The 25,326-nt window shown below is 65.6% G+C and carries 29 protein-coding genes; 13 read left to right on the forward strand and 16 right to left on the reverse strand.

The genetic code is table 11. The features are described from left to right. Positions 1–35 precede the first annotated feature (35 nt). Positions 36–203, reverse strand: coding sequence for a hypothetical protein (locus QCE62_RS21495; RefSeq protein WP_309922999.1), 168 nt, complete (start codon positions 201–203; stop codon positions 36–38). 97 nt (positions 204–300) lie between these two features. Between QCE62_RS21495 and QCE62_RS21500 the strand changes: the two genes are divergently transcribed. Beyond that, positions 301–1,491, forward strand: coding sequence for a polysaccharide pyruvyl transferase family protein (locus QCE62_RS21500; protein WP_309923001.1), 1,191 nt, complete (start codon positions 301–303; stop codon positions 1,489–1,491). Positions 1,492–1,500: 9 nt separating this feature from the next. Here QCE62_RS21500 and QCE62_RS21505 read toward each other — a convergent pair whose 3' ends face one another. Further along, the gene (locus QCE62_RS21505; RefSeq protein WP_309932912.1) at positions 1,501–2,373 is read right to left on the reverse strand and encodes a LysR family transcriptional regulator; all 873 of its coding nucleotides are present in this window, start codon (positions 2,371–2,373) and stop codon (positions 1,501–1,503) included. A 103-nt stretch (positions 2,374–2,476) separates the two neighbouring features. Here QCE62_RS21505 and QCE62_RS21510 point away from each other — a divergent pair, with 103 nt between their 5' ends. The 3 genes from QCE62_RS21510 to QCE62_RS21520 all read left to right on the forward strand — a co-directional run bounded on the left by QCE62_RS21510 (position 2,477) and on the right by QCE62_RS21520 (position 5,228). After that, positions 2,477–4,039 carry an MFS transporter gene (locus QCE62_RS21510; RefSeq protein WP_309923005.1) on the forward strand — a complete coding sequence of 521 codons (1,563 nt, stop codon included), beginning with the start codon at positions 2,477–2,479 and terminating at the stop codon, positions 4,037–4,039. Between the two features lie 77 nt (positions 4,040–4,116). Next, the gene (locus QCE62_RS21515) at positions 4,117–4,494 is read left to right on the forward strand and encodes a potassium channel family protein (RefSeq protein WP_309923007.1); all 378 of its coding nucleotides are present in this window, start codon (positions 4,117–4,119) and stop codon (positions 4,492–4,494) included. A 32-nt stretch (positions 4,495–4,526) separates the two neighbouring features. Continuing rightward, a complete protein-coding gene (locus QCE62_RS21520) occupies positions 4,527–5,228 on the forward strand; it encodes an SDR family NAD(P)-dependent oxidoreductase (RefSeq protein ID WP_309923009.1) in 702 nt (233 codons plus the stop codon). 12 nt (positions 5,229–5,240) lie between these two features. Here QCE62_RS21520 and QCE62_RS21525 read toward each other — a convergent pair whose 3' ends face one another. From QCE62_RS21525 to QCE62_RS21570, 10 genes are all read right to left on the reverse strand, one after another. Continuing rightward, entirely contained in the window at positions 5,241–6,284 is a 1,044-nt protein-coding gene (locus QCE62_RS21525) for a sensor domain-containing diguanylate cyclase (protein ID WP_309923012.1), read from the reverse strand. A 235-nt stretch (positions 6,285–6,519) separates the two neighbouring features. Next, positions 6,520–7,731 carry a cyclopropane-fatty-acyl-phospholipid synthase family protein gene (locus tag QCE62_RS21530; protein WP_309923014.1) on the reverse strand — a complete coding sequence of 404 codons (1,212 nt, stop codon included), beginning with the start codon at positions 7,729–7,731 and terminating at the stop codon, positions 6,520–6,522. Then, the gene (locus tag QCE62_RS21535) at positions 7,728–8,516 is read right to left on the reverse strand and encodes a DUF1365 domain-containing protein (RefSeq protein WP_309923017.1); all 789 of its coding nucleotides are present in this window, start codon (positions 8,514–8,516) and stop codon (positions 7,728–7,730) included. The genes QCE62_RS21530 and QCE62_RS21535 overlap by 4 nt, the downstream gene beginning before the upstream one ends. Beyond that, positions 8,513–9,814, reverse strand: a complete 1,302-nt coding sequence (locus QCE62_RS21540) for an FAD-dependent oxidoreductase (protein ID WP_309923019.1) — start codon at positions 9,812–9,814, stop codon at positions 8,513–8,515. The genes QCE62_RS21535 and QCE62_RS21540 overlap by 4 nt, the downstream gene beginning before the upstream one ends. A gap of 72 nt (positions 9,815–9,886) precedes the next feature. Next, positions 9,887–10,483: a lipocalin family protein gene (locus QCE62_RS21545; RefSeq protein WP_309923021.1), complete on the reverse strand. Its 597-nt coding sequence runs from the start codon at positions 10,481–10,483 to the stop codon at positions 9,887–9,889. Next, on the reverse strand, positions 10,480–11,601 hold the full coding sequence (locus tag QCE62_RS21550; RefSeq protein ID WP_309923023.1) for a cyclopropane-fatty-acyl-phospholipid synthase family protein: 1,122 nt from the start codon (positions 11,599–11,601) through the stop codon (positions 10,480–10,482). Before QCE62_RS21550 ends, QCE62_RS21545 begins: the two co-directional genes overlap by 4 nt. 39 nt (positions 11,602–11,640) lie before the next feature. Then, complete coding sequence (locus tag QCE62_RS21555) at positions 11,641–12,420, reverse strand: DUF1295 domain-containing protein (protein ID WP_309923024.1); 780 nt, start codon at positions 12,418–12,420, stop codon at positions 11,641–11,643. 174 nt (positions 12,421–12,594) lie between these two features. After that, positions 12,595–13,335 (reverse strand): anti-sigma factor domain-containing protein, encoded by a 741-nt coding sequence (locus QCE62_RS21560; protein ID WP_309923026.1) that lies wholly within the window; start codon positions 13,333–13,335, stop codon positions 12,595–12,597. Then, on the reverse strand, positions 13,332–13,922 hold the full coding sequence (locus tag QCE62_RS21565; protein WP_309923028.1) for a sigma-70 family RNA polymerase sigma factor: 591 nt from the start codon (positions 13,920–13,922) through the stop codon (positions 13,332–13,334). The genes QCE62_RS21560 and QCE62_RS21565 overlap by 4 nt, the downstream gene beginning before the upstream one ends. 171 nt (positions 13,923–14,093) lie before the next feature. Then, on the reverse strand, positions 14,094–14,537 hold the full coding sequence (locus QCE62_RS21570) for an SET domain-containing protein (RefSeq protein WP_309923029.1): 444 nt from the start codon (positions 14,535–14,537) through the stop codon (positions 14,094–14,096). 92 nt (positions 14,538–14,629) lie between these two features. Between QCE62_RS21570 and QCE62_RS21575 the strand changes: the two genes are divergently transcribed. Then, a complete protein-coding gene (locus tag QCE62_RS21575) occupies positions 14,630–14,833 on the forward strand; it encodes a hypothetical protein (protein ID WP_309923031.1) in 204 nt (67 codons plus the stop codon). 11 nt (positions 14,834–14,844) lie between these two features. Here QCE62_RS21575 and QCE62_RS21580 read toward each other — a convergent pair whose 3' ends face one another. Both QCE62_RS21580 and QCE62_RS21585 read right to left on the reverse strand, forming a co-directional pair. Next, positions 14,845–15,123, reverse strand: coding sequence for a hypothetical protein (locus QCE62_RS21580; protein ID WP_309923034.1), 279 nt, complete (start codon positions 15,121–15,123; stop codon positions 14,845–14,847). Positions 15,124–15,155: 32 nt separating this feature from the next. After that, the gene (locus QCE62_RS21585) at positions 15,156–16,211 is read right to left on the reverse strand and encodes a DMT family transporter (protein ID WP_309923036.1); all 1,056 of its coding nucleotides are present in this window, start codon (positions 16,209–16,211) and stop codon (positions 15,156–15,158) included. Positions 16,212–16,354: 143 nt separating this feature from the next. Here QCE62_RS21585 and QCE62_RS21590 point away from each other — a divergent pair, with 143 nt between their 5' ends. Both QCE62_RS21590 and QCE62_RS21595 read left to right on the forward strand, forming a co-directional pair. Next, positions 16,355–16,669: a hypothetical protein gene (locus QCE62_RS21590; RefSeq protein WP_309923037.1), complete on the forward strand. Its 315-nt coding sequence runs from the start codon at positions 16,355–16,357 to the stop codon at positions 16,667–16,669. A gap of 108 nt (positions 16,670–16,777) precedes the next feature. Next, entirely contained in the window at positions 16,778–17,116 is a 339-nt protein-coding gene (locus QCE62_RS21595) for a cupin domain-containing protein (RefSeq protein ID WP_309923039.1), read from the forward strand. On the opposite strand, the gene QCE62_RS21600 is transcribed toward QCE62_RS21595, so the two are convergent. Beyond that, a complete protein-coding gene (locus tag QCE62_RS21600) occupies positions 17,113–18,015 on the reverse strand; it encodes a LysR family transcriptional regulator (RefSeq protein ID WP_309923041.1) in 903 nt (300 codons plus the stop codon). The two genes, QCE62_RS21595 and QCE62_RS21600, sit on opposite strands and share 4 nt — an antisense overlap. Before the next feature lie 144 nt (positions 18,016–18,159). Between QCE62_RS21600 and QCE62_RS21605 the strand changes: the two genes are divergently transcribed. From QCE62_RS21605 to QCE62_RS21625, 5 genes are all read left to right on the forward strand, one after another. Next, positions 18,160–19,101 carry a hydroxymethylglutaryl-CoA lyase gene (locus QCE62_RS21605; protein ID WP_309923043.1) on the forward strand — a complete coding sequence of 314 codons (942 nt, stop codon included), beginning with the start codon at positions 18,160–18,162 and terminating at the stop codon, positions 19,099–19,101. Positions 19,102–19,108: 7 nt separating this feature from the next. Further along, positions 19,109–20,266, forward strand: a complete 1,158-nt coding sequence (locus tag QCE62_RS21610) for a CaiB/BaiF CoA-transferase family protein (RefSeq protein ID WP_309923045.1) — start codon at positions 19,109–19,111, stop codon at positions 20,264–20,266. A 112-nt stretch (positions 20,267–20,378) separates the two neighbouring features. After that, positions 20,379–21,818, forward strand: a complete 1,440-nt coding sequence (locus tag QCE62_RS21615; protein ID WP_309923047.1) for an MFS transporter — start codon at positions 20,379–20,381, stop codon at positions 21,816–21,818. A 285-nt stretch (positions 21,819–22,103) separates the two neighbouring features. Further along, positions 22,104–22,493 carry a hypothetical protein gene (locus QCE62_RS21620; RefSeq protein ID WP_309923049.1) on the forward strand — a complete coding sequence of 130 codons (390 nt, stop codon included), beginning with the start codon at positions 22,104–22,106 and terminating at the stop codon, positions 22,491–22,493. A gap of 159 nt (positions 22,494–22,652) precedes the next feature. Further along, positions 22,653–22,883, forward strand: a complete 231-nt coding sequence (locus QCE62_RS21625) for a hypothetical protein (protein ID WP_309923051.1) — start codon at positions 22,653–22,655, stop codon at positions 22,881–22,883. A gap of 37 nt (positions 22,884–22,920) precedes the next feature. Here QCE62_RS21625 and QCE62_RS21630 read toward each other — a convergent pair whose 3' ends face one another. After that, the gene (locus QCE62_RS21630; protein ID WP_309923053.1) at positions 22,921–23,232 is read right to left on the reverse strand and encodes a hypothetical protein; all 312 of its coding nucleotides are present in this window, start codon (positions 23,230–23,232) and stop codon (positions 22,921–22,923) included. A gap of 881 nt (positions 23,233–24,113) precedes the next feature. Between QCE62_RS21630 and QCE62_RS21635 the strand changes: the two genes are divergently transcribed. Further along, a complete protein-coding gene (locus tag QCE62_RS21635) occupies positions 24,114–25,271 on the forward strand; it encodes a porin (protein WP_309923054.1) in 1,158 nt (385 codons plus the stop codon). Positions 25,272–25,326: the final 55 nt, after the last annotated feature.

Here is a 25,326-nt window from a genome sequence, read left to right on the forward strand (position 1 = left end):
CGGCAGGCAGCGCCATCGTGTATGAAGCGAGCGCTTCAGTATGCACCGGCCATCGGCAGGAGCAGCCAGGGCAGCAGGTCTTCGTAGCGCATCGCATCCGCCGGAGGGAAAGTGTCGCGCGTCGTTTCATCGGGCTGGACTTCGCGATTCGACGGTTCGGCGAGCAAGGATCCCGCGGCGACGGCTGTCGGTTCGATCTTCATGATTCCCTCTGTCATGCAACGTGTGAGGGCAGTGTGCGTGTCGAGAGTTAGGCGTACGTGAGCGCCTGGCATCCGGGATGCTCCCATCGACAGGACCATGAAACGAGCCATTCTGTTCGGCGCCTTCGATCGTCACAACGCCGGCGACATGCTGTTCGCCCATGTCGTCGCGCGGCTGCTGACGCAGCGCATGCCCGCGATGGAACTCGTGTTCGCCGGACTCGCACAGCGCGATCTGCGTGACTGCGGCGGTCACAGCGTGACGGCGCTCGCCGAGGTAGCCGCGCGCTGGCGCGACGAGCCCGTGACCGTGATTCACGCCGGCGGCGAGCTGCTCACCTGCGACGCCTGGCAGGCCGCCGTCATGCTGACGGAGGCGGGCGACACGCAGCGCTGCATCGCGCGCTTCGAAGCGCGGGACGACGAGCGTCGCGCGTGGGTGCGCTCCATGCTCGGCATCGACGCTTGCGCGCCCTACGTGGTCGGGCGCGAGACGTTTCCGCACGCCGCGTCGATCGTCTGCAATGCAGTCGGCGGCGTGAAGCTCGATGCGCTCGCGCCCGCCCTGCGCGTTGAAGTGCTCGACAAGCTCCGCAGCGCCGATGCGCTCGCCGTGCGCGACGCGCAGACGCAAGCCGCCTTGCGCCAGGCGGGCATCGAGGCGCGCCTCATTCCGGATCCGGTTTCGTTGCTCGCGGCGCTGTTTGACGAGCGCATTCAGGCGCACGCGAAGCGCGGCGAGGTGGCCGCGCTGCGGGGCGCGTTGCCGCAGGGTTATCTCACCGCGCAGTTCAGCGCGGATTTCGGCGACGACGCCACGCTGGCCCGCATCGCCCGGCAACTGGACCGGCTGGCCGAGGCGTGCGGCAGGGGCATCGTGTTGTTCCGCGCGGGCGCGGCGCCTTGGCACGACGATCTCGCGGTCTATGAGCGGACCGTGCGCCATATGAACTACCGGACGGTGAAAATCTTCGCGTCGCTGGATGTGTGGGATATCTGCGCGCTGATCGCGCTGAGCGAAGGCTACGCGGGCAGCAGCCTGCATGGCCGCATCATCGCGATGGCGTATGGCTTGCCGCGCATGAACATCCGTCACGGAGAAGCCGAAAAGCAGCGCGCGTACGCGTCCGCGTGGGACGAAGCCAACGTGGGCGTCGAGCCTGTCGAAGACCTGTGCGACGCGATGCTGGAAGCCCTGAAGTCCGACCGCGAGGCCCTCGCCCAACACGCGGCGACCCTCGCGCGAGCCTACCAACAGGCGTTCGACGACCTCATGCCGCGCATCTGAAGCAAGCCGCTACGGCTGAGCGGTGAAGTCCAGATACGCCTTGACGGCGGGCGCCCGTTCAAAGCGCCTGTACATCATCGCGACTTCGGAAGGTACCGGCTTGCCCGCGATCTCCCGATACTCGACACCCGGCACCACCATGCATTGCGCCAGCGAGCGCGGCACGACCGCGACGTCGCCGCCGAGCGACACGTGCGCGAGCACGGCCGCGAGCGTACCCGGCTGGGCGACGACGCGTGCCGTGAAGCGTCCGCGCCGCGCCACGTCGAGCGTGCCGGACTCCTGTTCCGGCACGACGAACGACTGATCCTTCAGCTGCGCGGGCGCAATGACGGAAAAGGCGGCGAGCGGTGAATCGGCGGGCAGGGCGACGAGGAAGGTATCGCGATGCACCGTGCGCAGATCCACGCCTTCGGGCCAGGGCACGGGCGGGCGCACATAGGCGACGTCGATGCGTCCTTCGAGCAGCAGCGCGCCCGCCTCGCGCATGACGATCTCCTCGATGCCGATCTCCACGAGCGGAAAGCGCTCGCGAAACCCGCGCACGGCGGCGGGCAGCACGCCTGCGTAGACGGCCGAGCCCACGTACCCGACGACGATCCGCCCCAGTTCGCCGCGTTCCGCGAGCGCGGCCCGTTCGGCGCCGCGCGCGAGATGCGCCAGCGCACTCTCGGCTTCGCCGAGATAAGCCTCGCCGGCGGCCGTCAGCGCGACCGAACGCTTGGTGCGGTGAAACAGCCTCGCGCCGAGCAGGCGCTCGGCTTCCTGGATCTGCTTGGTGAGCGCGGGCGGCGCGATGCCGAGTTCCTCGGCGGCGCGCGCAAAGTGCAGATGCCGGGCAACACTCAGGAAACAGCGCACGTGACGCAATTCGACAGCCATGTTTCTATTCAACAATTCAGTAATTAAGTCGAGATTCTATGTCAATGACAGGAAACACTGCCGCCTTTAGCATCGTCGGGAATCTGGCCTCACTGCACCGTCCATGTCCGACACGATCCGTGATCCCCGTTTCGTCCTGCTGACCGCATCGGCGACCTGTGCGCTCATTACGCTCGATACCAACGTCGTCGCGGTGGCGCTGCCTTCCATTGCGCGCGATTTCCACGCCGGTTTCGCCGACATCGAATGGGTCGTGAGCGCCTATATGGTCGCGTTCGCCGCCTGCCTGCTGCCGGCCGGCGCGCTGGCCGACCGCGTCGGCCGCAAGACCATGCTGATTGCCGGGCTGGGCGTCTTCATGCTCGCGTCGCTTGGCTGCGGGCTCGCGCCCTCGGCGGCGGCGCTGAATCTCGCCCGCGCGGCGAAGGGCGTGGGCGCCGCGATGCTGCTGACCTCGGCGCTCGCGATCATCGCCAACACGTTCCACGAAGGCGCGGCGCGCGCCCGCGCCTGGGCCGTGTGGGGCACCTGCATGGGCGTGTCGCCGACGATTGCACCGCTCGTCGGCGGCGGCATCACGCAATGGGCGGGGTGGCGCTGGATTTTCCTGATGAACCTGCCGATCTGCGCGGTGCTGGCGGCCTGCGCGTGGCGCGGTATCCGCGAGTCGCGCAACCCGCACGCCGGGCCGCTCGATCTGGCGGGAAGCGCGCTGTTCGCCGCCGCGCTGGCGCTCGGCATCTGGGCGCTGATCGACGCGCAAGCGGACGGCTGGGCCGACTGGCGCACCGAATCCCGCCTCGCCGCCTGCGCGGTGCTGTTCGTCCTCTTCGTCCGCGTGCAGCGCACCCGCGCTCACGCGATGATCGACCTGACGCTGTTCCGCCAGCCGCGCTTCGTCGCCGCCGTGCTCGCGATGGCGGGTTACGCCGCCTGCGCGCAGGTGATGATGACCTTCCTGCCGCTCTATCTGCAAAACGCGTTCGGGCTGCCGGCGGTGCGCGCGGGCATCGGCATGCTGCCGTTTGCGATTGCCATGGTGATCGGGCCGCACATCGGCGCGGCGCTCAGCCGGCGTGTGCCCTCGATGACGCTGCTGTCGCTCGGCCTCGCGACCATCGGCGCAGGCAACCTGCTGACAGCGCTGTTCGCCGGCCTGTCGAGTTATGCGCTGATCGCGGTCGGCATGATCGTGACCGGCCTCGGCGCGGGCGTGCTCAACGGCGATACCCAGAAGGCGATCATGGCGTGCGTGCCGCCGAACCGGACCGGCATGGCGTCGGGCATCAGCACGACGACGCGCTTTACCGCCATCGTCACCTCGGTGGGCGTGCTGGGCGCCGTGCTGGCGACGCGCACGCACGCCGCGCTCGATGCCCACGCGTTCGCGCTCGCCGATGCCCGCACCGTTCTCGACGACACGTTCCTCTCGCGTCTGCTGGCGGGCGATCTTGCGCACGCGGGCGCGAGCCTGGGCGGCACGGCCGGGGCCATGGTCGTGCATATTGCGCGCGAGAGTTTCGCGAGCGGGTTCTCCGCTGCGCTCGGCGTGGCCGGCGCCTGCGCGCTGATTGTTGCGGCAGCGGTGTGGTTGCTTGCCGGCATCACGCGAAGCGACACGCAAGCGAAAGCTGCCGGAGAGACTCAATCAGCTATGTCTGAATAAGCAGGCACGGGTCTTACGGACACATGCGGTCCACGAGTAGGATGGGAGCCTCGCGCGCATATCGTGCAGGTCTCCCCATGAACGGCATAACGAAACTTCTGAAGTCAGAGACGATCAATTCGCATCGCGTGACGATCGAATTCATGCGCGCGCTCTGGCATCTGCGTTCGCTGTTCACGACCTTCCTGCTGATCTTCGTCGCGCTTTGCGTCGCGATGCATTACCTCGGCGCACCCATCGATACCCTCACGCACCTGAAAACGTCGTTCGGGGAGACGGTGTATTTCTGCGGCGTGACGGCGTTGACCATCGGCTATGGCGACGTGGTCGCGACCACCGGTCCCGGACGCGCGCTGGCCGTGCTGATCGGCATGTTCGGCGTGCTTGTCATGGGCGTGATCACGGCGGCGGCGGTATTCTCCGTCCAGCGGGCGACGCAGCAAGCCCGCTCGTGACGTTTCATCACGTGTAACGGAGCGAACTCGCCATGGACAGCCTCGCAGGAAAGACGGTCGCCATCACGGGCGGCTTCGGCAGCCTCGGTCTCGCGACGGCGCGCGTGCTCGCCGGGCGCGGCGCGCGCATCGCGCTGATAGGCAAGAGCGCGAGCGCGCAGCCGTTGCCGGCTGAACTCGCCGACGCATGCAGCATCACCGGCATTGACCTCGCGGATGCGCAGTCGGCACGCGAGGCCATCGAGCGCATCGTGCAGCAGACCGGCGCGCTGCATGCGCTCGTGAACGTGGCCGGCGCGTTCCGCTGGGAAACCGTCGCGGACGGCAGCGTCGACACCTGGCAAACCCTGTTCGATGTCAACGTGAAGACGGCGCTGAACGCGTCGAAGGCCGCGCTCGATGCCCTGAGCGCGCAGGAGCACGGGCGCATCGTCAATATCGGCGCGCTCGCGGCGCTGAAGGCGGGGGCGGGGATGGGCGCGTATGCGGCGTCGAAGGCGGCGCTGATCCGCCTGACCGAAGCGCTTTCGGAAGAACTCAAGGATCGCGGCATCACGGTGAATGCTTTGCTGCCGTCGATCATCGATACCGCGCCCAATCGCCGCGACATGCCCGACGCCGACTTCACGCGCTGGGTGAAGCCCGACGAACTCGGCGCGGTGATTGCGTTCCTGTTGTCGCGCGATGCGCAATGCATCACGGGCGCGGCGATTCCGGTAGCCGGGCGCGTTTGAAACCCGGCTTAATCAGCGCGACTGCGCCTTGAAGCCCTCGCCCTGCATGCCGGCGCGATCCACCGCCGCGATGCGATTGCGACCATTGTCCTTCGCCTGATACAGCTGCGCGTCGGTCAGATTGATGAACGTGGGCACGTCGATACGTTCGCCCGGCAGCACCGTGCCAACGCCAAAGCTCGCCGTCACCTGCTGGTTGTGCGGCGAGCGCACGTGCGGGATGGCTGCGTCGGCGATCATCGTGCGGCAGCGCTCGGCGATGCGCATCGCGGTTTCGGCGTCGGTGTCCGCGAGAATCAGCGCGAACTCCTCGCCGCCGAAGCGTCCAAGAAAATGCTGCGGACCCGCCGCCTCGCCGAGCACGCGCGCGATGCGTTGCAGACACGCGTCGCCTTGCAGGTGGCCGTAATAATCGTTGTATGACTTGAAGAAGTCGATGTCGATCATCACCAGCGACAGCGGCTTGCCCGACGCCCCGGCCGCTTGCCATTCGCGCGCCATCACGTCGTCGAAGCGGCGGCGGTTGCCGACGCCCGTGAGACTGTCGCTGAACGAGAGACGCTCCAGTTCCGCCTGCATCTGCGCAAGCTTTTCCTCGGTGCGCTTGCGTTCGCTGATGTCGAACATGAAGCCGATCAGCGCTTCCACCTCGCCATTCTCCTTGCGCACGACATGCACGACGTCGCGCAGCCAGACATAGCCGCCGTCGCGAGTGAGCGCGCGGTAGTCGGCTTCGTGATCCGTGCCCGCCTGAGACTGCGCAACGCAGAAGTTGACGACGGCTTCACGGTCGTCCGGATGCATGCGCTCGGCCCAGTCGGTGACCGTCTTCCACGTCGACGGCGCCCAGCCGAGCAGCGTCTCGATTTGCGGGCCGATATAGGTGAACGCCATGGTCGCCCAGTCGATCTTCCAGGGAATCGCCTTGGTCGATTCCAGCAGCGTGCGGTACACCGCGTGATCGTCCTCGCCGAGCGCGTGTCCGGATGGCGCAAGGGAATCTTCGTGACGCAGGAAAGCGGCCTGGAGCGGGCCTTGGGAGGAATCGGAAGTCATCGTGTCGGTCGGCGTCGAAGCCGGTTATTTTTGTTCTGTGTCTTATCGGCACGGGCGGCGGCGTTCTGAAGTTTCCGCCATCGGCAGCCTCGCTTTCGGAATTTGCCAATGTGCACTTGGCGCGGGTCTGCTTATGCTACTTCACGTAGCTCACGCTACACAAAGGTGGTCTCGAGTTTGGGCCCCTGCTCACGCGGGGCCCGTTTTTTCTCTCGAGCAGACTCGCTGCGGCGTGTCACGTGCCGTGCGAGACCACGAAGTGCATGACGTCCGTGCGGGCTTCGTCGAAGCCCGCTTCGCAATAGGCAAGATAGAGGCGCCAGGTGCGCATGAACGCCTCGTCGAAGCCCAGCGCGCGCACCGCGTCCGCGCGCGCTTCGAACGCGCGGCGCCAGTGGCGCAACGTGCGCGCGTAGTCCGGGCCGAAGGAGAGTGTGGCGTGTGCGTGGAGTTTCGCGCGTCGCGCGGCGCGAACGAAGCGTTCCGGGCTGGGCAGCATGCCGCCGGGAAAGATGCTCTCGCGGATGAAATCGCTGGAGGCGCGGTACGCGGGAAAGTGCGCATCGCCAATGGTGATGGACTGCACCAGCGCCTGCGCGCCCGGTTTCAGGCAGCGTCGCAGCATGCGGAAGTAGGCCGGCCAATACGCTTCGCCCACGGCCTCGAACATCTCGATGGAGACAATCGCGTCATAGCGGCCGTGCAGGTCGCGGTAGTCGCGCAGTTCGAACTCGACGAGACCGGTCAGACCCTCGCGCTGGGTCTGTTCGAGCGCCCAGGCATGTTGCGCGGGCGAAATCGTTACGCCATGCACGTGAATGCCCTGGCGCGCCGCGTGCCGCGCGAAACCGCCCCAGCCGCAACCGCTTTCGAGCACCTGCATCCCGGCGCGCAAGCCGAGTGTCTCGATAATGCGCTGATACTTCCGCTCCTGCGCCGATGCGAGGGAACGATGCGCGTCGCCTTCGAAGCAGGCGCTCGAATAGGTCATCGTCGGGTCGAGCCAGAGCGCGTAGAAGTCGTTGCCGAGATCGTAATGCGCGTGGATGTTGCGCCGGCTGCCGGCGCGCGTGTTCAGCCGCAGGCGGTGCCGCAGCGTGTTCCACCCTTGCGCCAGCACGCCGCCCACCACTGTGCGTTGCAGCGCCGCCTCGTTGCGGAGCGCGAGGCGCAGCACGGCGCACGGGTCCGGCGTGTCGAGCCAGCCATCGCGATACGCCTGCGCAAAGCCGATGTCGCCCGCGCGCAGGATCGCCCGGCAGGCGCGCCAGTCATGAATGTAGAGTCGCGCGGCAGGCTGCATCAACGGGTCGCCGAAGACGCACCGGTCGCCGTCCGGCGTCACGAGCACCAGATGACCGACGCGAATGCGCCGCAGCAGACCCATAAAGCACCGTGCGGCGAACGGCATGGCCGTTTGCGCGGAGAATGACCGCAGCAAATTCATGATCGGACCTTGTTGTTGGATTCGTTCGTATGGTTTGGATCGGCTTGACTCGGCGGATGCCGGCCATGGAAAGGCACGCGCTTGAGCCAGAGCCTGAGCGCCTGCCAATGAATCCGCACGATGACCCCGGCGGCGAGCAACGGCTGACGCAACAGCGTGCGCCACGCCAGCGCGGCGGTGAGCGGCCGCGCATCGAGACCCAGTGCGGTCCGGATCAGCAGACCGTCCGGGTCGCGATAGTCGATGGCCAGCGAAAGATGCGCGCCGCGCCGGCGCACCCGGAACGTGTAGTCGCCGGTGACGTCGCAGAAGGGCGAGACATGCAGGGTCTTGCGGCACGTCAGCTCGGTGCCCGCCGTGATGACGGCATGATCCGGCGCGCTCAGCAGATAACCGCGATGCTCGCCGAAGGTATTGCGCACGTCGGCGTAGAGCGCGCGCAACGCGCCCGCCCGATCATGGCAGAACCAGAAGCTCACCGGATTGAAGCCACGGCCCAACACGCGCGGAATGGTCAGCAGCCGGATGACGCCATCGGCGGGAATGTTGGCGTCGGCCAGACGCGCGCGCATCCAGTGTTCGAGATTGCTGCCGTCGCGCGGACCATGGTCGCGTGTGAACAGCGCAAAGAGCCGCGTCCGGTCGATGCCGAACCAGCTGCTTTGCAGCGCGTCGAGCCCGGCGACGTCGCATTCCACGTAACACACCGGATAGTCAAAACGATGGTGCGCGGGGCGCAGCCGTTCGTGCATCACGCGGCCTGTCAGCAGGCGAGCCGTCGTCATGGCTGCGCCCAGGCCGGCGTCACGCCGAAGTCGCGGGCCACGCGCAACGCCGACTTCAGCCCATCTTCGTGGAAGCCATAGCCGGTCCAGGCGCCCGCATACCACGTGCGGCGCGTGCCTTGCAGCGTCGGGAGATGCGCTTGCGCGTCGATGGCCGCGAGGTCGAGCAGCGGATGTTCGTAGTCGTAGCAGCCGAGCATCGTGCCGGGCGCGGGTTCATCGACGGGATTGAGCGTGACGACCAACGGCGTCTTGAAAGGCAGCGGCTGCAGCTGGTTGAGCAGATAGCTGACGCAGACCGGCGCGGCGTGTTCGTCGGCGTCTTGCGCGCGTGCGCCGCCAAGATAATTCCACGCCGACCACACCCGGCGGCGGCGCGGCAGCAGCGCCGGATCCGTATGCAGCATCGCCACATTGCGCCGGTAGCGCACTGCCCCGAGCAGCGCGCGTTCGGCGGCAGAGGCGTCGTCGAGCAGGCGCAGGCTCGTCGGCGCGTGCGTGGCGAGCACGACGGCATCGAAACGCTCCGGACCGCCTTCATTTGTCATCACCACAACGCCCTCGTCATCGCGCCGCACGCCGCGCACCGGCGTGTTCGTCCGCACGTCGTCGAGCGTGGCCGCGATGCGGCGCACATAGTCGCGCGCGCCGCCCGCCACGGTTTTCCATGGCGGCCGGTCGTTGACCTGCAACAGCGCGTGATTGAGGCAAAACCGCAAAAAGGTGGCGGCGGGAAAGCGCAGGACGTCGCCGGCGGCGCTCGACCAGATGGCAGCGGCCATCGGCAACAGATAGCGGCGCTGGAACGGCGCGCCGTAACCGTGTTCGGCGAGCAGTTCGCCAACCGAGCAGCGGTTGGCGCTGGCGTGCTCCAGATGCCGCGGCGCGGACGCGTTGAAGCGCAGGATGTCGCGCAACATGCCGATGAACGACGGCGAGAACAGATTGCGTCGCTGCGCGAAGACGGTGTTCAGGTTCGTGCCGGCCCATTCGAAGCGTCCGCCATCGAGCGACACGGAAAACGACATCTCGGTGCGGTGCGCGGCGACCCCCAGTTCGTCGAACAGCGCGATGAGATTCGGATAGGTGCGGTCGTTGAACACCAGAAAGCCCGTATCGACGGGATGCCGCTCGCCGTCGAGCGTCACGTCCACGGTATGCGAATGGCCGCCGAGATAGTCGGCGGACTCAAAGAGCGTCACACGATGCGCACGCGCCAGCAGGTACGCGCTCGCGAGACCGGCGATCCCCGCGCCGATCACCGCGATGCGCTGTCCTGCTTCTGTCGATGGCTTCATGCTGCGGGTCTCCTCGCGCGCAATGCTCTTGCGGAAGATACGCAGCAGCTTCGTGTCCGGATGCATCCGGCGCTAGTCGCGCTGGCCGGGGCTCTGAAACCCTGGCTGCCCGATCTGCTCGGGCGATTGCGGCACGCGCCGGAAGCGCGCGGTGTCGTAGCCCATCGAGTCGAGGCGGGCGAGCAGCGAACGGTAGACGTCGTCGCTCATGGTCGGCTCGCGGGAGAAGATCCAGCCGAGCTTCTTGTTCGGATAGCCGAGAATCGTGTAGCGATAGTCCGGGTCCACGTACAGCGTCATCTGCGTCACGTGCACCGGCCAGAACGGCTGCACGCTCCATTCGCCGCCGTTGCTGCCGGGCTTCACCGTGTCGACGAAATGGTGCGTCGTTTCCTTTTCCTCGAAGCCATTCTTTCGACCATGAAAGACGTCGTCGATCTTGCCGTCCGGCCGCAGCGACCACTCCACATGCGTGCCCACGTAATCGCGCTCGGCGAAGTAGGGAATGTTCGCGATGACATACCAGCGCCCCATGTAGCGCGGCAAATCGACAGGCACGGTGCGGAGCGGCTGATCCGCGCGCGGATTCGGATTCGGCGGACTGGAGCACGCGGCCACGGCCGCGACGACGCCCACTCCGATCAACGCCACAATGAGCGCACGCTTCATGATCTGACCTCCGCGACAGGTTTTTCGAGCAGATAGTGCGCGACGCCCCATTCGCCGCCGCGCGCGTAGCCGAACAGTTCCGCGACCGCCATGTAGAACATGCGCCAGCGCTGGAACCAGACGGCGGCGGCGTCGCCATAGGCGTCGCGCAGGATCGGCATGATGCGGGAACGGGCGGCGTCGAGGGCGGCGAGCCACTGGTTGGCGGTGCGCTCATAGTGCGTGCCGTCCAGCCACCATTGCTGCGTGACGCGCAGATCCTCGTCGAAATGCCGCAGCAGGGACGCGGACGGCATCGTGCCGCCGGTGAAGAAGTAGCGCGACATCCAGTCGCTGCCGTCGCGCGACGTGAAGTGATAGGCAAGCGTCCGATGCGCGAACAGATGGACGAACAGCAGCCCGTCGGCGTTGAGCCAGCCTGCTATCTTGGCGAGCAGGCGCCCGTAGTTCTTCATGTGCTCGAACATCTCGATCGACAGGATGCGGTCGAACGGTGCGTCCGCGCCGCGTGTGAAGTCGAATTCGAAATCGACGATATTGCCCGTCACCACCCGCAGGTTGCCGACGCCGCGCTCGCGCGCCCGCGCTTCGATGAACGCGCGCTGGCCGTGCGAGTTCGAGAGCGCCACCACCTGTGCGCGCGGATAGCGTTCGGCGATCCACAGCGCAAGCGCGCCCCAGCCGCAGCCGAGATCGAGAATGCGCTGACCATCGGCGAGACGGGCGCGCTCCGCGTAGAGCTCGAGCATCGCCTGTTCGGCCTGCGGCAGCGTTTCATCGCCGCACGGATAGTAGCTGCACGAGTACTTCAGGCGCGCGCCAAGATGCGCCTCGAAGAAGGCGTCCGGCAACTCGTAGTGCTGTGCGTTGGCCGCCTGCGTTTCGATGGCGATCGGACTCGCGCGCAGTTCGCCCACGAAGCGCTCGAAGGCCTGCTCGCGCAGGGCGGCATCGTCGGCGTGCTCGTCGGCGAGACGGCGGCGCATCAGCGCGCGCATGCCGGCGCGCATCAGCACATCGGGAACCCAGCCACGCTCGCAGGCGCGGAGGATCCAGTTTTCATCCAGCGCCGGCATGGCGTTGGCAAGCGTGCGCGATTCCGGGACGGTGGAGGTCATCGTGTCGGGGTCTCCTTGTCAGGCTCTGTCAGGCGCGTTTCAGGCGCGTTTCGGCGGCCACGGCACCAGCACGCTCGTGGTGCGCATGTAGTCGCGATAGCCGTCGCGCGTCGCGGCCAGGCGTGCTTCGAGAATCGGAATACCCGAAACCTTCAGCAGCAGCCACGCCATCAGCACAGGCGGAGCGAGCGTGACCCACGCCCACGGCAGCCCGATGGAAAGCGCCGTGTACGCCAGCCAGTGCACGCATTCGAAGAAGTAGTTCGGATGACGCGAGTAACGCCACAAGCCTTCCTGGCACACCTTGCCGCGATGGGCCGGATCGGCGGCGAAACGCTTTAGCTGCCTGTCGGCAACTGCTTCGCCCGTGACCGCGACGATCCAGATCGCGATGGCCGCGACGATGTTCCCCGCGTTCGCCGGCTCGACGGCATAGGCGGGCACGAAGAACGCGGCCGCGAGCAGCATCGAGATGACGGCCTGCAACTGGAAGAACCAGAACATGTTGCGTGCGGCGCGCTTGCCCCAGCGTTCGCGGAATGCGTGGTAGCGCGGGTCTTCAGGCTTGCCGTGATTGCGGCGCCACAGGTGCAGCGCGAGGCGGCCGCCCCACAGCAGGCCGCCCACGGCGACGCACGCGCGATTGAGTGGCGCACCTGTTGCGCTCGCGGCGATGAACAGCGCGACGATGCCGAGCGTGGCGGCCCACACCGGATCGACCATGCCGGCGTTTTCGGTGCGGAGTTGCTGGAGCCATGCGGCCGCGAAGACCAGCACGAGTCCGGCGACCACGATGACGAGTGTGACGATGAAGGGCATGGGCGGATCCGTATCGATGCTCTCATTGAGCAATACGGATGCCGCGCGTGTCTGGATGCGGTTCGCCGCCGGCGAACGAAACGTCGACGTCTCCCGTGCAAGGGACTTTCGCAGTGACGCCGTGACGCGCGGCGGAGCGCGGCTGCGCTCACGCCCGCCCTGCAATAAAGCGCGTCAGGTTGTATGCATGGCGCCAGTGCCGAGCACCGGACCGGTCGGCGCGCCCGTGGGCGAACCGCCCGACGGTTCGTCGGACACGGCGAGCACGGCCTGCGCATTCAGCTGCGCCATGATCTCGGGCGGCAAGGACATGGTCGCGGGCTGGTCGGACGGAAACACGCCGAGCGGGATCGGCTTGGCGTTCGGCGGGATCAGCCACAGTTCCGTCGTGCGCCCCGCCGGCAGGGAGACGCGCGCAGCGGGTATCACGACCATGCGTGCGCGCCGCACGTCGACGGTTGCCGTCCAGTGCGGGACGCCGTCCTTGGGCGCGATCGACGCGACCATGTACTCGCTCGACGCGGCCGTGGTGGCCGGCGCCTGCGTCGTCTGGCGCGTCCAGTTGAAGTTCACGCCGAGCAGCACGAGCGCGGCGACGCTCGCGCCGATGGTCAGCCAGCGCCACAGGCTCAGGCTGTCCCACCAGCGTTGGCCGGGCGCCTGGGCAACGTCCGCTTGCGGCGACAGGAAGCCCAGGTCGCGGCGGATGCGCGTCCAGACGCGCGCGGGCGGCTCAATCGGGCCGATATCCTGCGCGAGCGGCGCGAGCCGTTGCTGCCATGCGTCGAGCAGGCGTTGCAGGGCGGCGTCGCGCGTCACGTCGGCTTCGAACGCCGCGCGCTCGTTCGCGTCCAGCACGCCGAGTGCGTACTCGGCGCAGCGCAGATCGTCGTCGTCGCGAAGGGGCGTGTTCATTGTTCGAGGCAGGTCTTGAGCTGCATCAGGCTGCGGCGGATCCAGCTCTTCATCGTGCCGAGCGGCACGGCGAGACGCTGCGCGAGTTCGCTATAGGTTGCGCCGGTGAAAAAGGCTTCACGGATCGCGCTTTTCTGTTGCGCTTCCAGCCGGTCCAGACAGAGTTCGAGGCGACGCCGTTCTTCGTTCCATTCCGCGGCGGCAGCGGGCGTGGGCGCTTCGTCGGCGAGTTCAGGGGTTTCATCGTCGCCGAGCAGTTCTTCGCGATGCTGACGCAGCCGGTCGATCGTGCGATTGCGTCCGAGCGTGATGAGCCACGTGATGGCGCTGCCGCGCGCGGGATCGAACGTTTCCGCGCGGCGCCAGGCGCTGGCATAGACGTCCTGCAGGATGTCTTCCGCTTCGGCGCGATCATGCACCATGCGCACGATGACGCCGAACACACGCGCCGACGTGTCCCGGTAGAGCGCGGCGAAAGCCTGCTCGTCGCCGCTGGCAACGCTCACGAGCAACCGGTTCGCGCGTTCGCGGCGCTCGCGGTCGGCATCGGCGGAAGGTTCGGTGCTGCCTGCAAAGGGGTCCGTCATGGGCAGAAAGGGCCGCGCTGCGCTCCAGGCTGGGTATGTCGCGCAATATAGCATTGCTGCCCGCCGTTCAGTCCCTGTCTCCATTTCGCTTTGCGCTCCGCCGCTCGCCTTCACTCCATACGGATGACGCGGCAAGCAGGATGCGCCGGAGCTTTCGCCGACGGCCGGAGACTAGCGTGGGCGCGACAGCATCGTGCCGCGGCAAGCGCTCGCGAGACAGCGGCACGCATAGAGTTGCTTGACGGCTGCGGTGCGGCGGCCATCGACGGTCAGACGATAGTCGATGAACAATTCCTGACCACGCTCGATTGGCGAGATGGCGCGGATGAACACGCGTTCGCCGTCCTGCTCCGCCTCGCAGTTCGGCGCGCAGCTGTGATTGAGCCAGCGCGCCGAGTTGCCGCCGCGTGCGCCGTCGATCACGCTGCCGTCGTCGAGACCGAACAGGAACGTGTGGCCGTCCTCGGGACTCGAGCGTGCATGCACGCGTTGCGCTTCCTTCCATGAAACACGCAGGCCTTTGTATTCGAGCAGCAGAGTGCCTGGCGACAGATCGGCGAGGGCGAAGACGCCCCGGCCATGAACGGGCGAAGTCCGGACAGTGATTCGGCGCATGGTGTGGCGGTTCGCGTTTGGGGACGATGAGTAATTGAGGGATGACGTTCGCGTCGTTATGATGTGGCCGTCATAAATCGCTGTCATCTGCCATGCCCGCAGTTTCCCTCCGCAAGAGCACAAAGCGCAAGCCGTCACGCGGCATGCTTGCGCGTTATCGGAACAGGATCGTCGAAGTGCTCGGGGAGGCACGCGGCCAGCGCGTGATGATACGGTCGATTCATGACGACGGCGTGGAGCGGCGCACGGCCGTCAAGTGGATCAACTTGATGCCGCTCGAAATGGAACTGTTCTGAAGCGTTCACCGCTAGCCGCGCAACAGGCCGCGCGCCTGTTCGAGCAATGCAGCCGCCGCGAGAAACTCCTTGCGGCCCGCGAGGGTGAGCGCGGCGGTCGCGGTGTCCTTGAAGAGCTCGTCGTTCGACACGGCGGGCGCCTTGGTGTCATTCACGCGCGTTTTCAGCAAGCGAAAATACGCCAGCGTTTCGAACGCTTCCGCGCGTTGCTCCGCGGGCGCGTCTGCCGCGATCAATTCCGCCGCGCCAGTCAATTGCGCGATGGCCTGTGCGTAGACCGGACGTTCCATCTGCGTCTCCTTGCTTCGTGGTGAATGGTGCGCTAGCCGTGTGCATGCCGGTGATGCACGTCCGGAAAATGTGCGTGCGTATGGGTGATTGGCAGATGCGCGTGCCGATGCGTATGCGGCTCGTCACCGTCGTAGGGCAAGTCGTGCTCGTGCCGATGATGCGCGTCGTGTGTGTGACGATGCGTGTGCGCGAGCGGCTCGTGCGTGTGTTCGTGCTCGTGACGTTCGCGCACGTGCAGCCAGACGCCGAACGCCATCAGCACGGCGGCGATCCAGAACAACGCGCCCGGCGCATGCGGCCAGATGGCCAGTGAAATCGCGACGCCGAACACCGGCGCAACGGAGAGGTACGCGCCCGTGCGCGCCGTGCCCAGGTGCCGCAGCGCGATCACGAACATCACGAGGCTCACGCCATAGCCGGCGAAACCGGTCGCCATGGCGGCGAACAGCGGCGCCGGCGCGGGCAGACGCGCGCCCAGCGCGAATGCGATGCAGAGATTCGTCACGCCCGCGACGAGCCCTTTCGCGCACGCGATGAGCGTGGCGTCCGCAGCCGAGATCTTGCGCGTCAGATTGTTGTCGATGGCCCAGCACGCGCACGCCAGCACGATCAGCAACGCGCCGCCCGGCAGGCCGCTGCCGCTCGTTGCATCCGGTTGCCAGGCGAGCACGACGCCGCCCGCGACGATCGCCGCCATGCCGAGGAACACTTGCCGGTCGACGTTTTCGCGGAACACGAGCCACGCGATGGCGGCGGTCAGCACGCCTTCGAGATTGAGCAACAGCGCGCTCGTCGAGGCGGGCGTGCTGGTGAGCCCGAGCATCAGCAGCGCGGGACCCGCGACGCCGCCCGCGACGATCGCTTCCGCGAGCCAGGGAAGCTCGCCGGCGCGCAATCCGTTCGAATGATTGGCCCCTGAACGCAACAGGATGACGCCGCCCAGGCCGATGCCGCTGCCCAGATAGAACAATCCCGCGACCATGAACGGCGGCACGCCGCCGAGCAGGATCTTGGCGACGGGCATGGCGGCGCCGAACAGCGCGGCGGCGCCGAGGGCGATCACGATGGCGGTGAAGCGGCTGGGCATGGCGAGGCGGCCGGGGATTCGACAAAGGTTCAGTGTAGAACGCATCGTCGCGAGCGCGACTCCCTGCGCACGCTCATTTTTCTCTCATTCTCGCGGAGCAGACTCCTTTCATCGACAAACAAACAAGCAGTGAGGAGAGGACCATGAAAACGATCAGCGCAGAAAAAATGAAAATGCTCAAGAAAGTCATCCTCGCGGCCAAGCTGACCTTCGGCATCGCGACGGTGGCGTACGCGCATCCGTTCATCGGCGTGGGCATTCTCGGCGGACCGGTGTTTCCGGTCGCGTCCAGCGCCCAGAGCGCGCCGCCGCTGCCCGTCTATCCCCGTGCGACGGATTCCGGCCCCGCGCCGCTGCCGCTCTATGCGCCTCCTGTCACGTATGCATCGCCGGTCATCGGCAACTTTGCGGCCATCATGGGCCATGCGAACAATGCCAACGTTCAGGGCGGTATCTGAAACCGGCATGCGTGAATGAAGCTCACATACGCGTCAGAAACATTCGTTTGTGCCGCGTTGCGTGCGGCGTTAGGCTGAAGCGTTCCAGCTGATCGATTGCGTCCGCACATGACCGATTCCATCGACTACGCCGCCCTCGCCGATGCCGCCCGCGACGGCTACCTGAACCGCGTGATCGCGAACGTCAACGATCACGCCGTCCACCTGAGCGTGATGGACGCGCCTTACCGCTGGCATCTCCATCCGGATTCTGACGAGACGTTCATCGGCGTGGAGGGCACGCTGGTCATCGAGTTCGAGGAAGGCGCGGTCGAGTTGCACGCCGGCGAGTTGCTGACGGTGCCGGCCGGCAAGATCCATTGCACGCGTCCCGGCGGCGCGCGCTCCGTCAATCTGACGGTCGAAAAGAAAGACGCCCAAACCGTGTTCTGCGAAGCGCCCGGCTAGCGCCGCGCCCGGGTTTCCAGATGTTCGACGAGACGTTGCGCCGCAGGCTGCAACGTGTCGAAATCCCTGAAGCAGATCACAAAACGGCGCGCGGCGAAGTCGTCGGACAGCGGGACCGCCGCGATGCCGAGCGCCTCCCGGTAGGTGCCGGCCACTTCCATCGGCACGACGCTGATGCCCAGCCCGGCCGCGACGACACGAAACGCCGCGTCGAAGCTCGACACGATCACGCGATACGACATCGACTTGCCCGCCTGCGCCGCCGCGCGCTGGAGCATCGTGTGAACGGCGGTGGCGGGCGGCAGGCCGACATGCTCGAACGCGAGCGATTCCTCGAAGCTGACCGAGCGCCGCCGCGCCAGCGGATGATCCGGCGGCACCGCGAGCGCCAGCCGGTCGTGCCGGTAGGTGCGGTGTTGCAGCCCGCGCAGATCGACGCTGTCCCAGCACACGCCCACCGACGCCACGCCTTCGCGCAACTGCCGCACGAGTTCGTGCGACAGCCGTTCTTCCACGTCCACCTTGATGTTCTGGTTGGCCGGCTCGCGCATGAACGACGCGATATCGTCGAGCAGCGCTTCCGCGATCGCCGATGCCGACGCGCAAATGCTCACGCGTCCGACCAGACCGCTGCCGAACGCGGCGACGTCGTTGGCGATGCGCTCCATGGTGAACAGCACGCTGCGCGCGTGTTCCAGCAGCGCGCCGCCGGCCGGCGTGGGTTCGACGCCGCGTCGCGAGCGCGTCAGCAGCGGCACGCCGAGCGCCGTCTCCAGCTGCGCGATGCGCTTGCTGATCGCCGACGGCTCGATATGCGCCTCCTGCGCCGCGCGCGCGATGTTCTGGTGTTCGCAGACCGTCACGAACAGGCGGAGGGTCTTCAGATCGATGTCGCGCATGGCGGGCGGAGGCTCCAATGAGGTTCCGGGCGTTCCGGAGACATTCCGAACCGGAATCGTGAAGCTTCCAAATTACCGCTTTCTTGGCAATTGCGGAATGTCTAGAGTGGAACACATACAAAGAACACCTGGAGACGAAAGCTCATGTCCGCGTTCCCCCCACGCGCCGTGATCCGCGAAGTCGGTCTGCGCGACGGTCTGCAAAGCATCCCCGCGATTCTGCCGACGGCGCACAAGATCGAATGGATCGCCGCGGCTCACGCGGCCGGCCAGCGCGAAATCGAAGTCGGCTCGTTCGTGCCGGCGCGCCTCCTGCCGCAACTCGCCGACACGGCCGAACTCGTCGCCTTCGCGAAGCGTCTGCCCGGACTGTTCGTGTCCGTGCTGGTGCCGAACCTGAAGGGCGCGGAACGCGCGCTCGACACACAGGCCGATCTCATGCTCGTGCCGCTTTCCGCCAGCCACGCGCACAGCCTCGCGAACCTGCGCAAGACGCCGCAGGAAGTGATCGACGAAGTGGCGCGGATGCGGGCGGCACGCGATGCGTCGGGGGCCAAGACGCTGATCGAGGGCGGCATCGGCACGGCGTTCGGCTGCACGATTCAGGGCCGCGTCGATCCCGCCGAGGTGTTGCGCCTCATGCAGGCGCTGCTCGATGCGGGCGCGGATCGCGTGAGCATCGCCGATACCGTGGGTTATGCAGGTCCTGCCGCCGTGCGCCGGCTGTTCGAACAGGCGCGGCGCATCGCGGGCGAGCGCTTCTGGTGCGGCCATTTCCACGACACCCGCGGCCTCGCGCTCGCCAACGTCCATGCCGCGCTCGACACCGGCGTCGCGCGCTTCGACGCGACGCTCGCCGGCATCGGCGGCTGTCCGCATGCGCCGGGCGCGAGCGGCAACGCGGCGAGCGAGGACCTCGCGTTCATGCTCGCCGAAATGGGCATCGAGACCGGCATCGATCTTCCCGCCCTGCTGTCGCTGCGTGCGCAACTCGCGCACTGGCTCGAAGGCGAAACGCTGCACGGCGCGCTCGCACGCGCGGGCCTGCCGGTCACATTCGCACAACCCTCCGCAATCGAAGCCTGAGGACCTCATGACTCATTCAGCCCTGCCGCTCGACGGCATTCGCGTGATCGAATTCACGCACATGGTGATGGGACCGACCTGCGGCATGATCCTCGCGGATCTCGGCGCCGAGGTCATCAAGATCGAACCGCCCGGCGGCGACAAGACGCGCAACCTGCCAGGCCTCGGCGTGGGATTCTTTCGCTCGTTCAATCGCAACAAGAAGAGCGTCGTGCTCGACCTGCACACGGACGAGGGGCGCGAAGCCGCGCTGGAACTGATCGGCGGCTGCGACGTGCTGCTCGAAAACTTCCGTCCCGGCCTGATGACGAAGCTCGGGCTCGACTACGACACGCTGTCGAAGTCGTACCCGAAGCTGATCTACGTGTCGCACAAAGGCTTTCTGCCAGGCCCGTACGAGAAGCGTCTCGCGCTCGACGAAGTCGTCCAGATGATGGGCGGACTCGCCTTCATGACCGGTCCGGCGGGCCGTCCGCTGCGCGCGGGAACGTCGGTGAACGACATCATGGGCGGCATGTTCGGCGCTATCGGCGTGCTGGCCGCGTTGCGCGAACGCGAACGCGACGGCCGCGGTCAGGAAGTGCAGAGCGCGCTGTTCGAGAACTGCGTGTTCCTGTCGGCGCAACACATGCAGCAATACGCGATGACCGGCGAAGCGCCGCCGCCGATGCCGTCGCGCGTGTCGGCCTGGAGTGTGTACGACGTGTTCACGCTCGCCGACAACGAGCAGTTGTTCATCGGCGCGGTGAGCGACAAGCAGTTCGTCACGCTGTGCGACGTGCTCGAACGGCCCGACCTCGCGCGCGACCCGGCGTTTGCCACCAACGCGATGCGCGTCGCGGTGCGCCCGGCGTTGCTCGCGCGGCTCGGCGAGATTCTCGCGTTGCATCGCGTGGACAAACTCGCGCCGAAGCTCGAAGCCGCCGGCATTCCGTATGCGCCCATCGTGCGTCCCGAGCAGCTGCTCGACGATCCGCATCTGAAAGCGAGCGGCGGCCTCGTGCCGATGCAGACCGACGACGGCGGCTCGACCGATGTCGTCCTGCTGCCGCTCACGATGGGCGGACGCCGGCCCGGCGTGCGGCAACCGCTTGCGGCGGTGGGCGAGCATACCGAAGAAGTGCTGGGACAGCTGACCAAAATGACGAAAACCGTTACGGCGTGATGCATCGCGACAGGCGCATATAACAAACCGCGCCGTCGCTTACAGAGTGGCATGGGTCCGTTGCCGGCCGCAACAACGAGGCAGTCACGGACGCACCAAGGAGACAAAGACAATGCAGCCCACCTTCAGCGCGGTCGCAGAGCCGCTCGCTTCTCCCGACATCCGCGTCGACATGACGCCCAGCGCGCAGATCTCCGCGCGCATGGACCGCCTGCCGATCACGCGGCATTTGTGGATGCTCGTGTTCCTCATCTCGCTCGGCGGCTTCTTCGAAATCTACGATCTCATCTTCACCGGCTATATCGCGCCGGGCATGGCGCGCAGCGGTCTGTTGCAGACCACCACGCATGCGTTCTTCGGCTTCACCGGCATCGCCGGATTCATCGCGGCGACCTTTGCGGGACTGTTCATCGGCACCTTCTGTTTCGGCTGGCTGCCCGACCGCTATGGACGCCGCAGCGTGTTCACGGTTTCGCTGCTGTGGTACTCGATCGGCTCCGCCATCATGGCGTTCCAGACCACGCCCGAAGGCGTGATCTTCTGGCGCTTCGTGACGGGCATCGGCGTAGGCGTGGAGATCATCACTATCGACAGTTACGTCACCGAACTCGTGCCGCAACACATGCGCGGCCGCGCGATGGCGTTCAACCAGACCGTGATGTTCGCCGCCGCGCCCGTCGCCGCGCTGCTCTCGTACTGGCTCGTGCCCGAGACCGTGTTCGGCCTCGATGGCTGGCGCATCGTGGTGCTGGCGGGATCGGTGGGCGCGGTCATCGTCTGGTTCATCCGGCGCGCGGTGCCGGAAAGCCCGCGCTGGCTCGCAATGCACGGGCGTACGGAAGCATGCGAACGCGTGGTCGGCAACATCGAGCGCGTCGTCGCGCGGCAATCAGGCGAGCCGTTGCCGCCGCCCGCGGCCTTCGTCGAACAGCCGTCGCATCGGCGTGCGGCGCTCGGCGAGCTGTTCAAGGCGCCGTATCGGGCGCGCCTCATCATGCTGATTGCCTTCAACTTCTGCCAGGCGATCGGCTATTACGGTTTCGCCAACTGGGTGCCGACGCTGCTCATCGGACAGGGCGTGACCGTCACGAAGAGTCTGCTGTATTCGTTCGTCATCGCCTTCGCATTGCCGCTCGGCCCGCTGCTCGCGATGTTTTATGCCGACCGCATCCAGCGCAAGTGGTTGATCGTCGGCGGGGCGCTCGTCGTGATCGCGAGCGGTCTGGCGTTCGGACAGATGAAGTCTCCGGTCGCGCTGATCGCACTCGGCGTGCTGATCTCGCTTGCGGGCCAGACCATCTCCGTGTGCTATCACGCCTACCAGACCGAGCTCTTTCCCACTGCCGTGCGCTGCCGGGCAAGCGGCATCGTGTATTCGGCGAGCCGCGCCGGCGCGATGATGTCGGGCTTCATCATCGCGTTCCTGTTGAAGGAGTCCGGCGTGCCGGGCGTGTTCGCCGGCATCACGGTGTGCATGCTGCTGGTGGCGCTGGCGATCGGCGTGTTCGGTCCGCGAACCAACGGCTTGCGGCTCGAAGAACTGAATCACTGAACGCACGTGCACACGCACTTTCAATATCTTTTCGATGCGCAGTGAGTTGAAAAGCTTTCCGCAACCCTGCGCTAGATTTCATTCGAACGCCGATGCAATCGGCTGGACACCAACGCTCACATCGAGGCGTCAAAGCGGGAACAACTTCTGCATCGTCTGCTCTAAGCGATGCGATGCGGTCAACCGACGCTCGCGCACTTCCTTCTTCTTCGCTTCCACGGCAAGGCCCATGCTGGTGCATCGATGCCTGAGGCCCGCCCAGTGGAGCATGCAAGTTCGAGCGCCATGAATACGCAACTCAGTGAGCAATGCAAGTCCCGCCTGTTCCGCATGAAGTTCGAACGTCCGGTCAAAAGCGTTGCGTTTGTCCTCGCGGACAGTCGTGAGGCGGCGTGGCGTATCGGCAAGACGGTCATGGCGGTGGTGCATGGTGTCGGCATCCAGAATGTCGAACTGCACGGCATCCAGTCTTTCAGGGAGCTGGTGCGCACCGGAGTGAGTGAAGATCAGGATCTTCGCATCTTCGAACTCGCCACCGCAGGCGATCAGGTCGAACAGTGGTCGCACACGCCTTACTTCTTTACCGACGATGCTTCACTGCTCGGGAAATGGGCCGAACTGCGCGCCGACCTTGCGTCGGATGTCGCGCAAATGGTGCTTCGCCGCGCACGTTAGCTCTCGTTAGGCTTAAACCTCCACAGGCACACGCGATGCTTGCTGCAAGGGCAGGCGTCATGCACAGCGCAATTCGCTGCCGATCACGACGCTTCCTTGGGCGTGGTCCACAAGCGGCGGGGTGGCGCAATGATACGGTCGTACAACCACAAGGGCTTCGTGCTCGAAGTCGCGGTGCAAGCGAACGGCCGGATCGTGCCTGTTCCGGTAACCGCGCATTATCTTGCCATTGTGACGATCAGTCGTTCGGGACGGCCCGTCACGGCGTTCTCGCCGCTGCGCGTCGAGAGCGAACGCTTTCAGACCTTTGCTTCCGCGGAAGACGCACTGATGAGCGGGCACACCGCGGCGCGCGCCATGATCGACGAGTGGACTGAAGCTTCGGGCTAGGCGATTACGCAATCGCCCGAGCGGATGCTGATTGGCGTCAGGCGGCCACGCGCCGGTTTTGCTGACCTTCCTGGACGTCCGCGGCGGAGTCGAGCGCCGAATCGAGCAATGCCAGCTTGCGTTGCAGCGAGGCGACGCGCTGACTTTGCGACGGGACGAGATCGTACTCGGAATCGAGCTGTGCGACGCGCATGTCCCAGTAGCGGGAGGGAAGCCGGTCGGTCGAGGTATTGCGCTCGACGAAGTTCGCCAGGACCATCTCGAGATGCTGTAGCTCGCGCTCGGCGAACTGTGCCGGTCGACGCTGTCGGAATGCGGGGACGGAAACTGCGTTGATGCCTGTTTTCATGTTGATGTTCCAGCTTGGTGCTCAGAGGCTACAACTTGAGCAAGGGATGTACCCCATTGACGTTTTGCGCGGCTTCAAGATGTTTCCAAATGAAAATGTCGGGTGAGCGATCTCGGGCATGCCGCCGTGGCAAAGGGCTGTCGGGCAGTTACAAATTGTCCGAGCAATTGCTCTAATCTTGGCCTTCAGTTAAGTTGCGGTGCTTGCACCTCCCGATACGGCTCCGCGCCATGCGGAAATTCTTCAATCGGAACGAGCGGATTTGAAATGCCTACCTGCGCCCGGCAATGTCGAGGCAGGAGGGTGTCCCGGACGGGCTAACTTGTGCTAATGCGACCGTCTGGGATTGTCGCTGTTGCGATTATTTTTATAATGAGCCAGCATTATTTCTTCATCCGGACTTTACCCGGAATGCGTCGGTCATTCAGGAAATCAAGATAATCGAAATCGAATGAATTGAATATGCAAGGATATTGAAAATAAAAAAAGGAGCGGCCCCCTCTCGCGAAGCCGCTCCTTGCCGCAGTAGATGATCTCTCGGAGTTCTGCAGGCATGCGCCAGCTTATCAACGCTTGATGCCGGCTGGAAGTTCGCCTGCCGCAATTAACTTCTTCCGGATGCGCAGCAATGGCGTCGTCCATGCGCGACAAGGGTGACGGGACAATTCAGAATCTGAAACGCGCGGTGCCTTTTCTTGAAGAGCTCTGAAACCGATTCGCTGTCCATTATTAAAATCTGCAAAATATTATTGCGTCCACACTCTTGCCACATTCCGGCAACCGTCGAATAAAGTGAGTCCCAGTTTCACAAGGTCGAGTGGCCAGTAATTCAGCCGGCCAACCCCCGGAAAGCTTTCGCTTTAAAAGGACTTCGCACAATCATGAAAAAAACTCTCATCATCGCGGGTGTGCTGGGCGCATTCGCAGCGTCGGCGCAGGCGCAAAGCAGCGTCACCCTGTATGGCACGCTGGACGCGGGCCTCGTCTACGCGAACAACGAGCACGGACACAGCAACTGGGGAGAAGGCAGCGGCTCGCTTTCGGACACCTACTTCGGCCTCAAGGGCGTTGAGGATCTCGGCGGCGGCCTGCATGCGCTCTTCAAGTTGGAGAGCGGCTTCAACATCAACAACGGCCGCTACACCGAAAGCAACACGATGTTCAATCGCCAGGCCTATGTCGGCCTGCAACATGACCAGTTCGGTACGTTGACCTTGGGCCGCCAGTACGATTCAGTGGTCGATTACCTTGGGCCGTTTTCGGAGGCCGGCGCCGGCTTCGGCAACAACTTGAGCGCCCATCCGTTCGACAACGACAATCTCGACCATTCGTTCTCGATCAAGAACTCGGTGAAGTATCAGAGCGTCAACTACGCGGGCTTCAAGTTCGGCGGCCTGTATGGCTTCTCGAATGACGCGGGCCAGTTCTCGAACAACCGCGCGTGGAGTGCGGGCGCATCTTACGGCAACGGTCCGCTGAACGCCGCCGCCGCGTACCTGCAAGTGAACAACTCGCCCAACAATCTGAACGCGGCCGGCGCGGTGTCGGCAGGTCAGGGCAACAACGCCAACCTGACGGCGGAACTGCAGCGCACCTTCGGCGCCGCAGTGAACTACACCTACGGCCCAGCCACCGTCGGCTTCGTGTGGACCAACACGCACTTCGACAACCTGATCGCCGGGGCGCAGGGCGGCACGTCAGTCGCAATACCTGACGACGCGAACCTTCACCTGAACAACTTCGAGCTGAACGGCCGCTACATGCTGACGCCGGCGCTGAGCCTCAATGCCGCCTACACCTACACCGACGGCAAGGTGTCGGGCGCGCACGGCTCGGGCGATCCGAAGTGGCAAACCGTCTCGCTGCAAGCCGACTACATGCTGTCGAAGCGCACCGACGTCTATCTCGAAGGTGTGTACCAGCATGCTTCGGGTCAGCTCGGCGATGCCGGCGCGAACGTGGCGATGATCAACACGCTGTCGCCGTCGTCGACCGGCAACCAGGTTGCTGCAACGGTCGGCCTGCGCCACCGTTTCTAAGCGGAAATCTGGCGGTATCAAGCAAAAGCGGCCGCGCTCGAAAGATCGCGGCCGC

It is taken from the genome of Caballeronia sp. LZ033, assembly GCF_031451265.1.
Taxonomy (GTDB): domain Bacteria; phylum Pseudomonadota; class Gammaproteobacteria; order Burkholderiales; family Burkholderiaceae; genus Caballeronia.

Excerpts from the sequence above, each read along its gene's own strand:
- QCE62_RS21525 (WP_309923012.1), bottom strand. The coding sequence starts at position 6,284 with ATGACTTCCGATTCCTCCCAAGGCCCGCTCCAGGCCGCTTTCCTGCGT.
- QCE62_RS21595 (WP_309923039.1), top strand. The coding sequence starts at position 16,778 with ATGACCGATTCCATCGACTACGCCGCCCTCGCCGATGCCGCCCGCGAC.
- QCE62_RS21530 (WP_309923014.1), bottom strand. The coding sequence starts at position 7,731 with ATGAATTTGCTGCGGTCATTCTCCGCGCAAACGGCCATGCCGTTCGCC.
- QCE62_RS21570 (WP_309923029.1), bottom strand. The coding sequence starts at position 14,537 with ATGCGCCGAATCACTGTCCGGACTTCGCCCGTTCATGGCCGGGGCGTC.
- QCE62_RS21500 (WP_309923001.1), top strand. The coding sequence starts at position 301 with ATGAAACGAGCCATTCTGTTCGGCGCCTTCGATCGTCACAACGCCGGC.
- QCE62_RS21610 (WP_309923045.1), top strand. The coding sequence starts at position 19,109 with ATGACTCATTCAGCCCTGCCGCTCGACGGCATTCGCGTGATCGAATTC.
- QCE62_RS21560 (WP_309923026.1), bottom strand. The coding sequence starts at position 13,335 with ATGAACACGCCCCTTCGCGACGACGACGATCTGCGCTGCGCCGAGTAC.
- QCE62_RS21550 (WP_309923023.1), bottom strand. The coding sequence starts at position 11,601 with ATGACCTCCACCGTCCCGGAATCGCGCACGCTTGCCAACGCCATGCCG.
- QCE62_RS21540 (WP_309923019.1), bottom strand. The coding sequence starts at position 9,814 with ATGAAGCCATCGACAGAAGCAGGACAGCGCATCGCGGTGATCGGCGCG.
- QCE62_RS21580 (WP_309923034.1), bottom strand. The coding sequence starts at position 15,123 with ATGGAACGTCCGGTCTACGCACAGGCCATCGCGCAATTGACTGGCGCG.
- QCE62_RS21545 (WP_309923021.1), bottom strand. The coding sequence starts at position 10,483 with ATGAAGCGTGCGCTCATTGTGGCGTTGATCGGAGTGGGCGTCGTCGCG.
- QCE62_RS21585 (WP_309923036.1), bottom strand. The coding sequence starts at position 16,211 with ATGCCCAGCCGCTTCACCGCCATCGTGATCGCCCTCGGCGCCGCCGCG.
- QCE62_RS21615 (WP_309923047.1), top strand. The coding sequence starts at position 20,379 with ATGCAGCCCACCTTCAGCGCGGTCGCAGAGCCGCTCGCTTCTCCCGAC.
- QCE62_RS21600 (WP_309923041.1), bottom strand. The coding sequence starts at position 18,015 with ATGCGCGACATCGATCTGAAGACCCTCCGCCTGTTCGTGACGGTCTGC.
- QCE62_RS21620 (WP_309923049.1), top strand. The coding sequence starts at position 22,104 with ATGAATACGCAACTCAGTGAGCAATGCAAGTCCCGCCTGTTCCGCATG.
- QCE62_RS21630 (WP_309923053.1), bottom strand. The coding sequence starts at position 23,232 with ATGAAAACAGGCATCAACGCAGTTTCCGTCCCCGCATTCCGACAGCGT.
- QCE62_RS21635 (WP_309923054.1), top strand. The coding sequence starts at position 24,114 with ATGAAAAAAACTCTCATCATCGCGGGTGTGCTGGGCGCATTCGCAGCG.
- QCE62_RS21505 (WP_309932912.1), bottom strand. The coding sequence starts at position 2,373 with ATGGCTGTCGAATTGCGTCACGTGCGCTGTTTCCTGAGTGTTGCCCGG.
- QCE62_RS21605 (WP_309923043.1), top strand. The coding sequence starts at position 18,160 with ATGTCCGCGTTCCCCCCACGCGCCGTGATCCGCGAAGTCGGTCTGCGC.
- QCE62_RS21555 (WP_309923024.1), bottom strand. The coding sequence starts at position 12,420 with ATGCCCTTCATCGTCACACTCGTCATCGTGGTCGCCGGACTCGTGCTG.
- QCE62_RS21515 (WP_309923007.1), top strand. The coding sequence starts at position 4,117 with ATGAACGGCATAACGAAACTTCTGAAGTCAGAGACGATCAATTCGCAT.
- QCE62_RS21495 (WP_309922999.1), bottom strand. The coding sequence starts at position 203 with ATGAAGATCGAACCGACAGCCGTCGCCGCGGGATCCTTGCTCGCCGAA.
- QCE62_RS21520 (WP_309923009.1), top strand. The coding sequence starts at position 4,527 with ATGGACAGCCTCGCAGGAAAGACGGTCGCCATCACGGGCGGCTTCGGC.
- QCE62_RS21590 (WP_309923037.1), top strand. The coding sequence starts at position 16,355 with ATGAAAACGATCAGCGCAGAAAAAATGAAAATGCTCAAGAAAGTCATC.
- QCE62_RS21510 (WP_309923005.1), top strand. The coding sequence starts at position 2,477 with ATGTCCGACACGATCCGTGATCCCCGTTTCGTCCTGCTGACCGCATCG.
- QCE62_RS21535 (WP_309923017.1), bottom strand. The coding sequence starts at position 8,516 with ATGACGACGGCTCGCCTGCTGACAGGCCGCGTGATGCACGAACGGCTG.
- QCE62_RS21565 (WP_309923028.1), bottom strand. The coding sequence starts at position 13,922 with ATGACGGACCCCTTTGCAGGCAGCACCGAACCTTCCGCCGATGCCGAC.
- QCE62_RS21575 (WP_309923031.1), top strand. The coding sequence starts at position 14,630 with ATGCCCGCAGTTTCCCTCCGCAAGAGCACAAAGCGCAAGCCGTCACGC.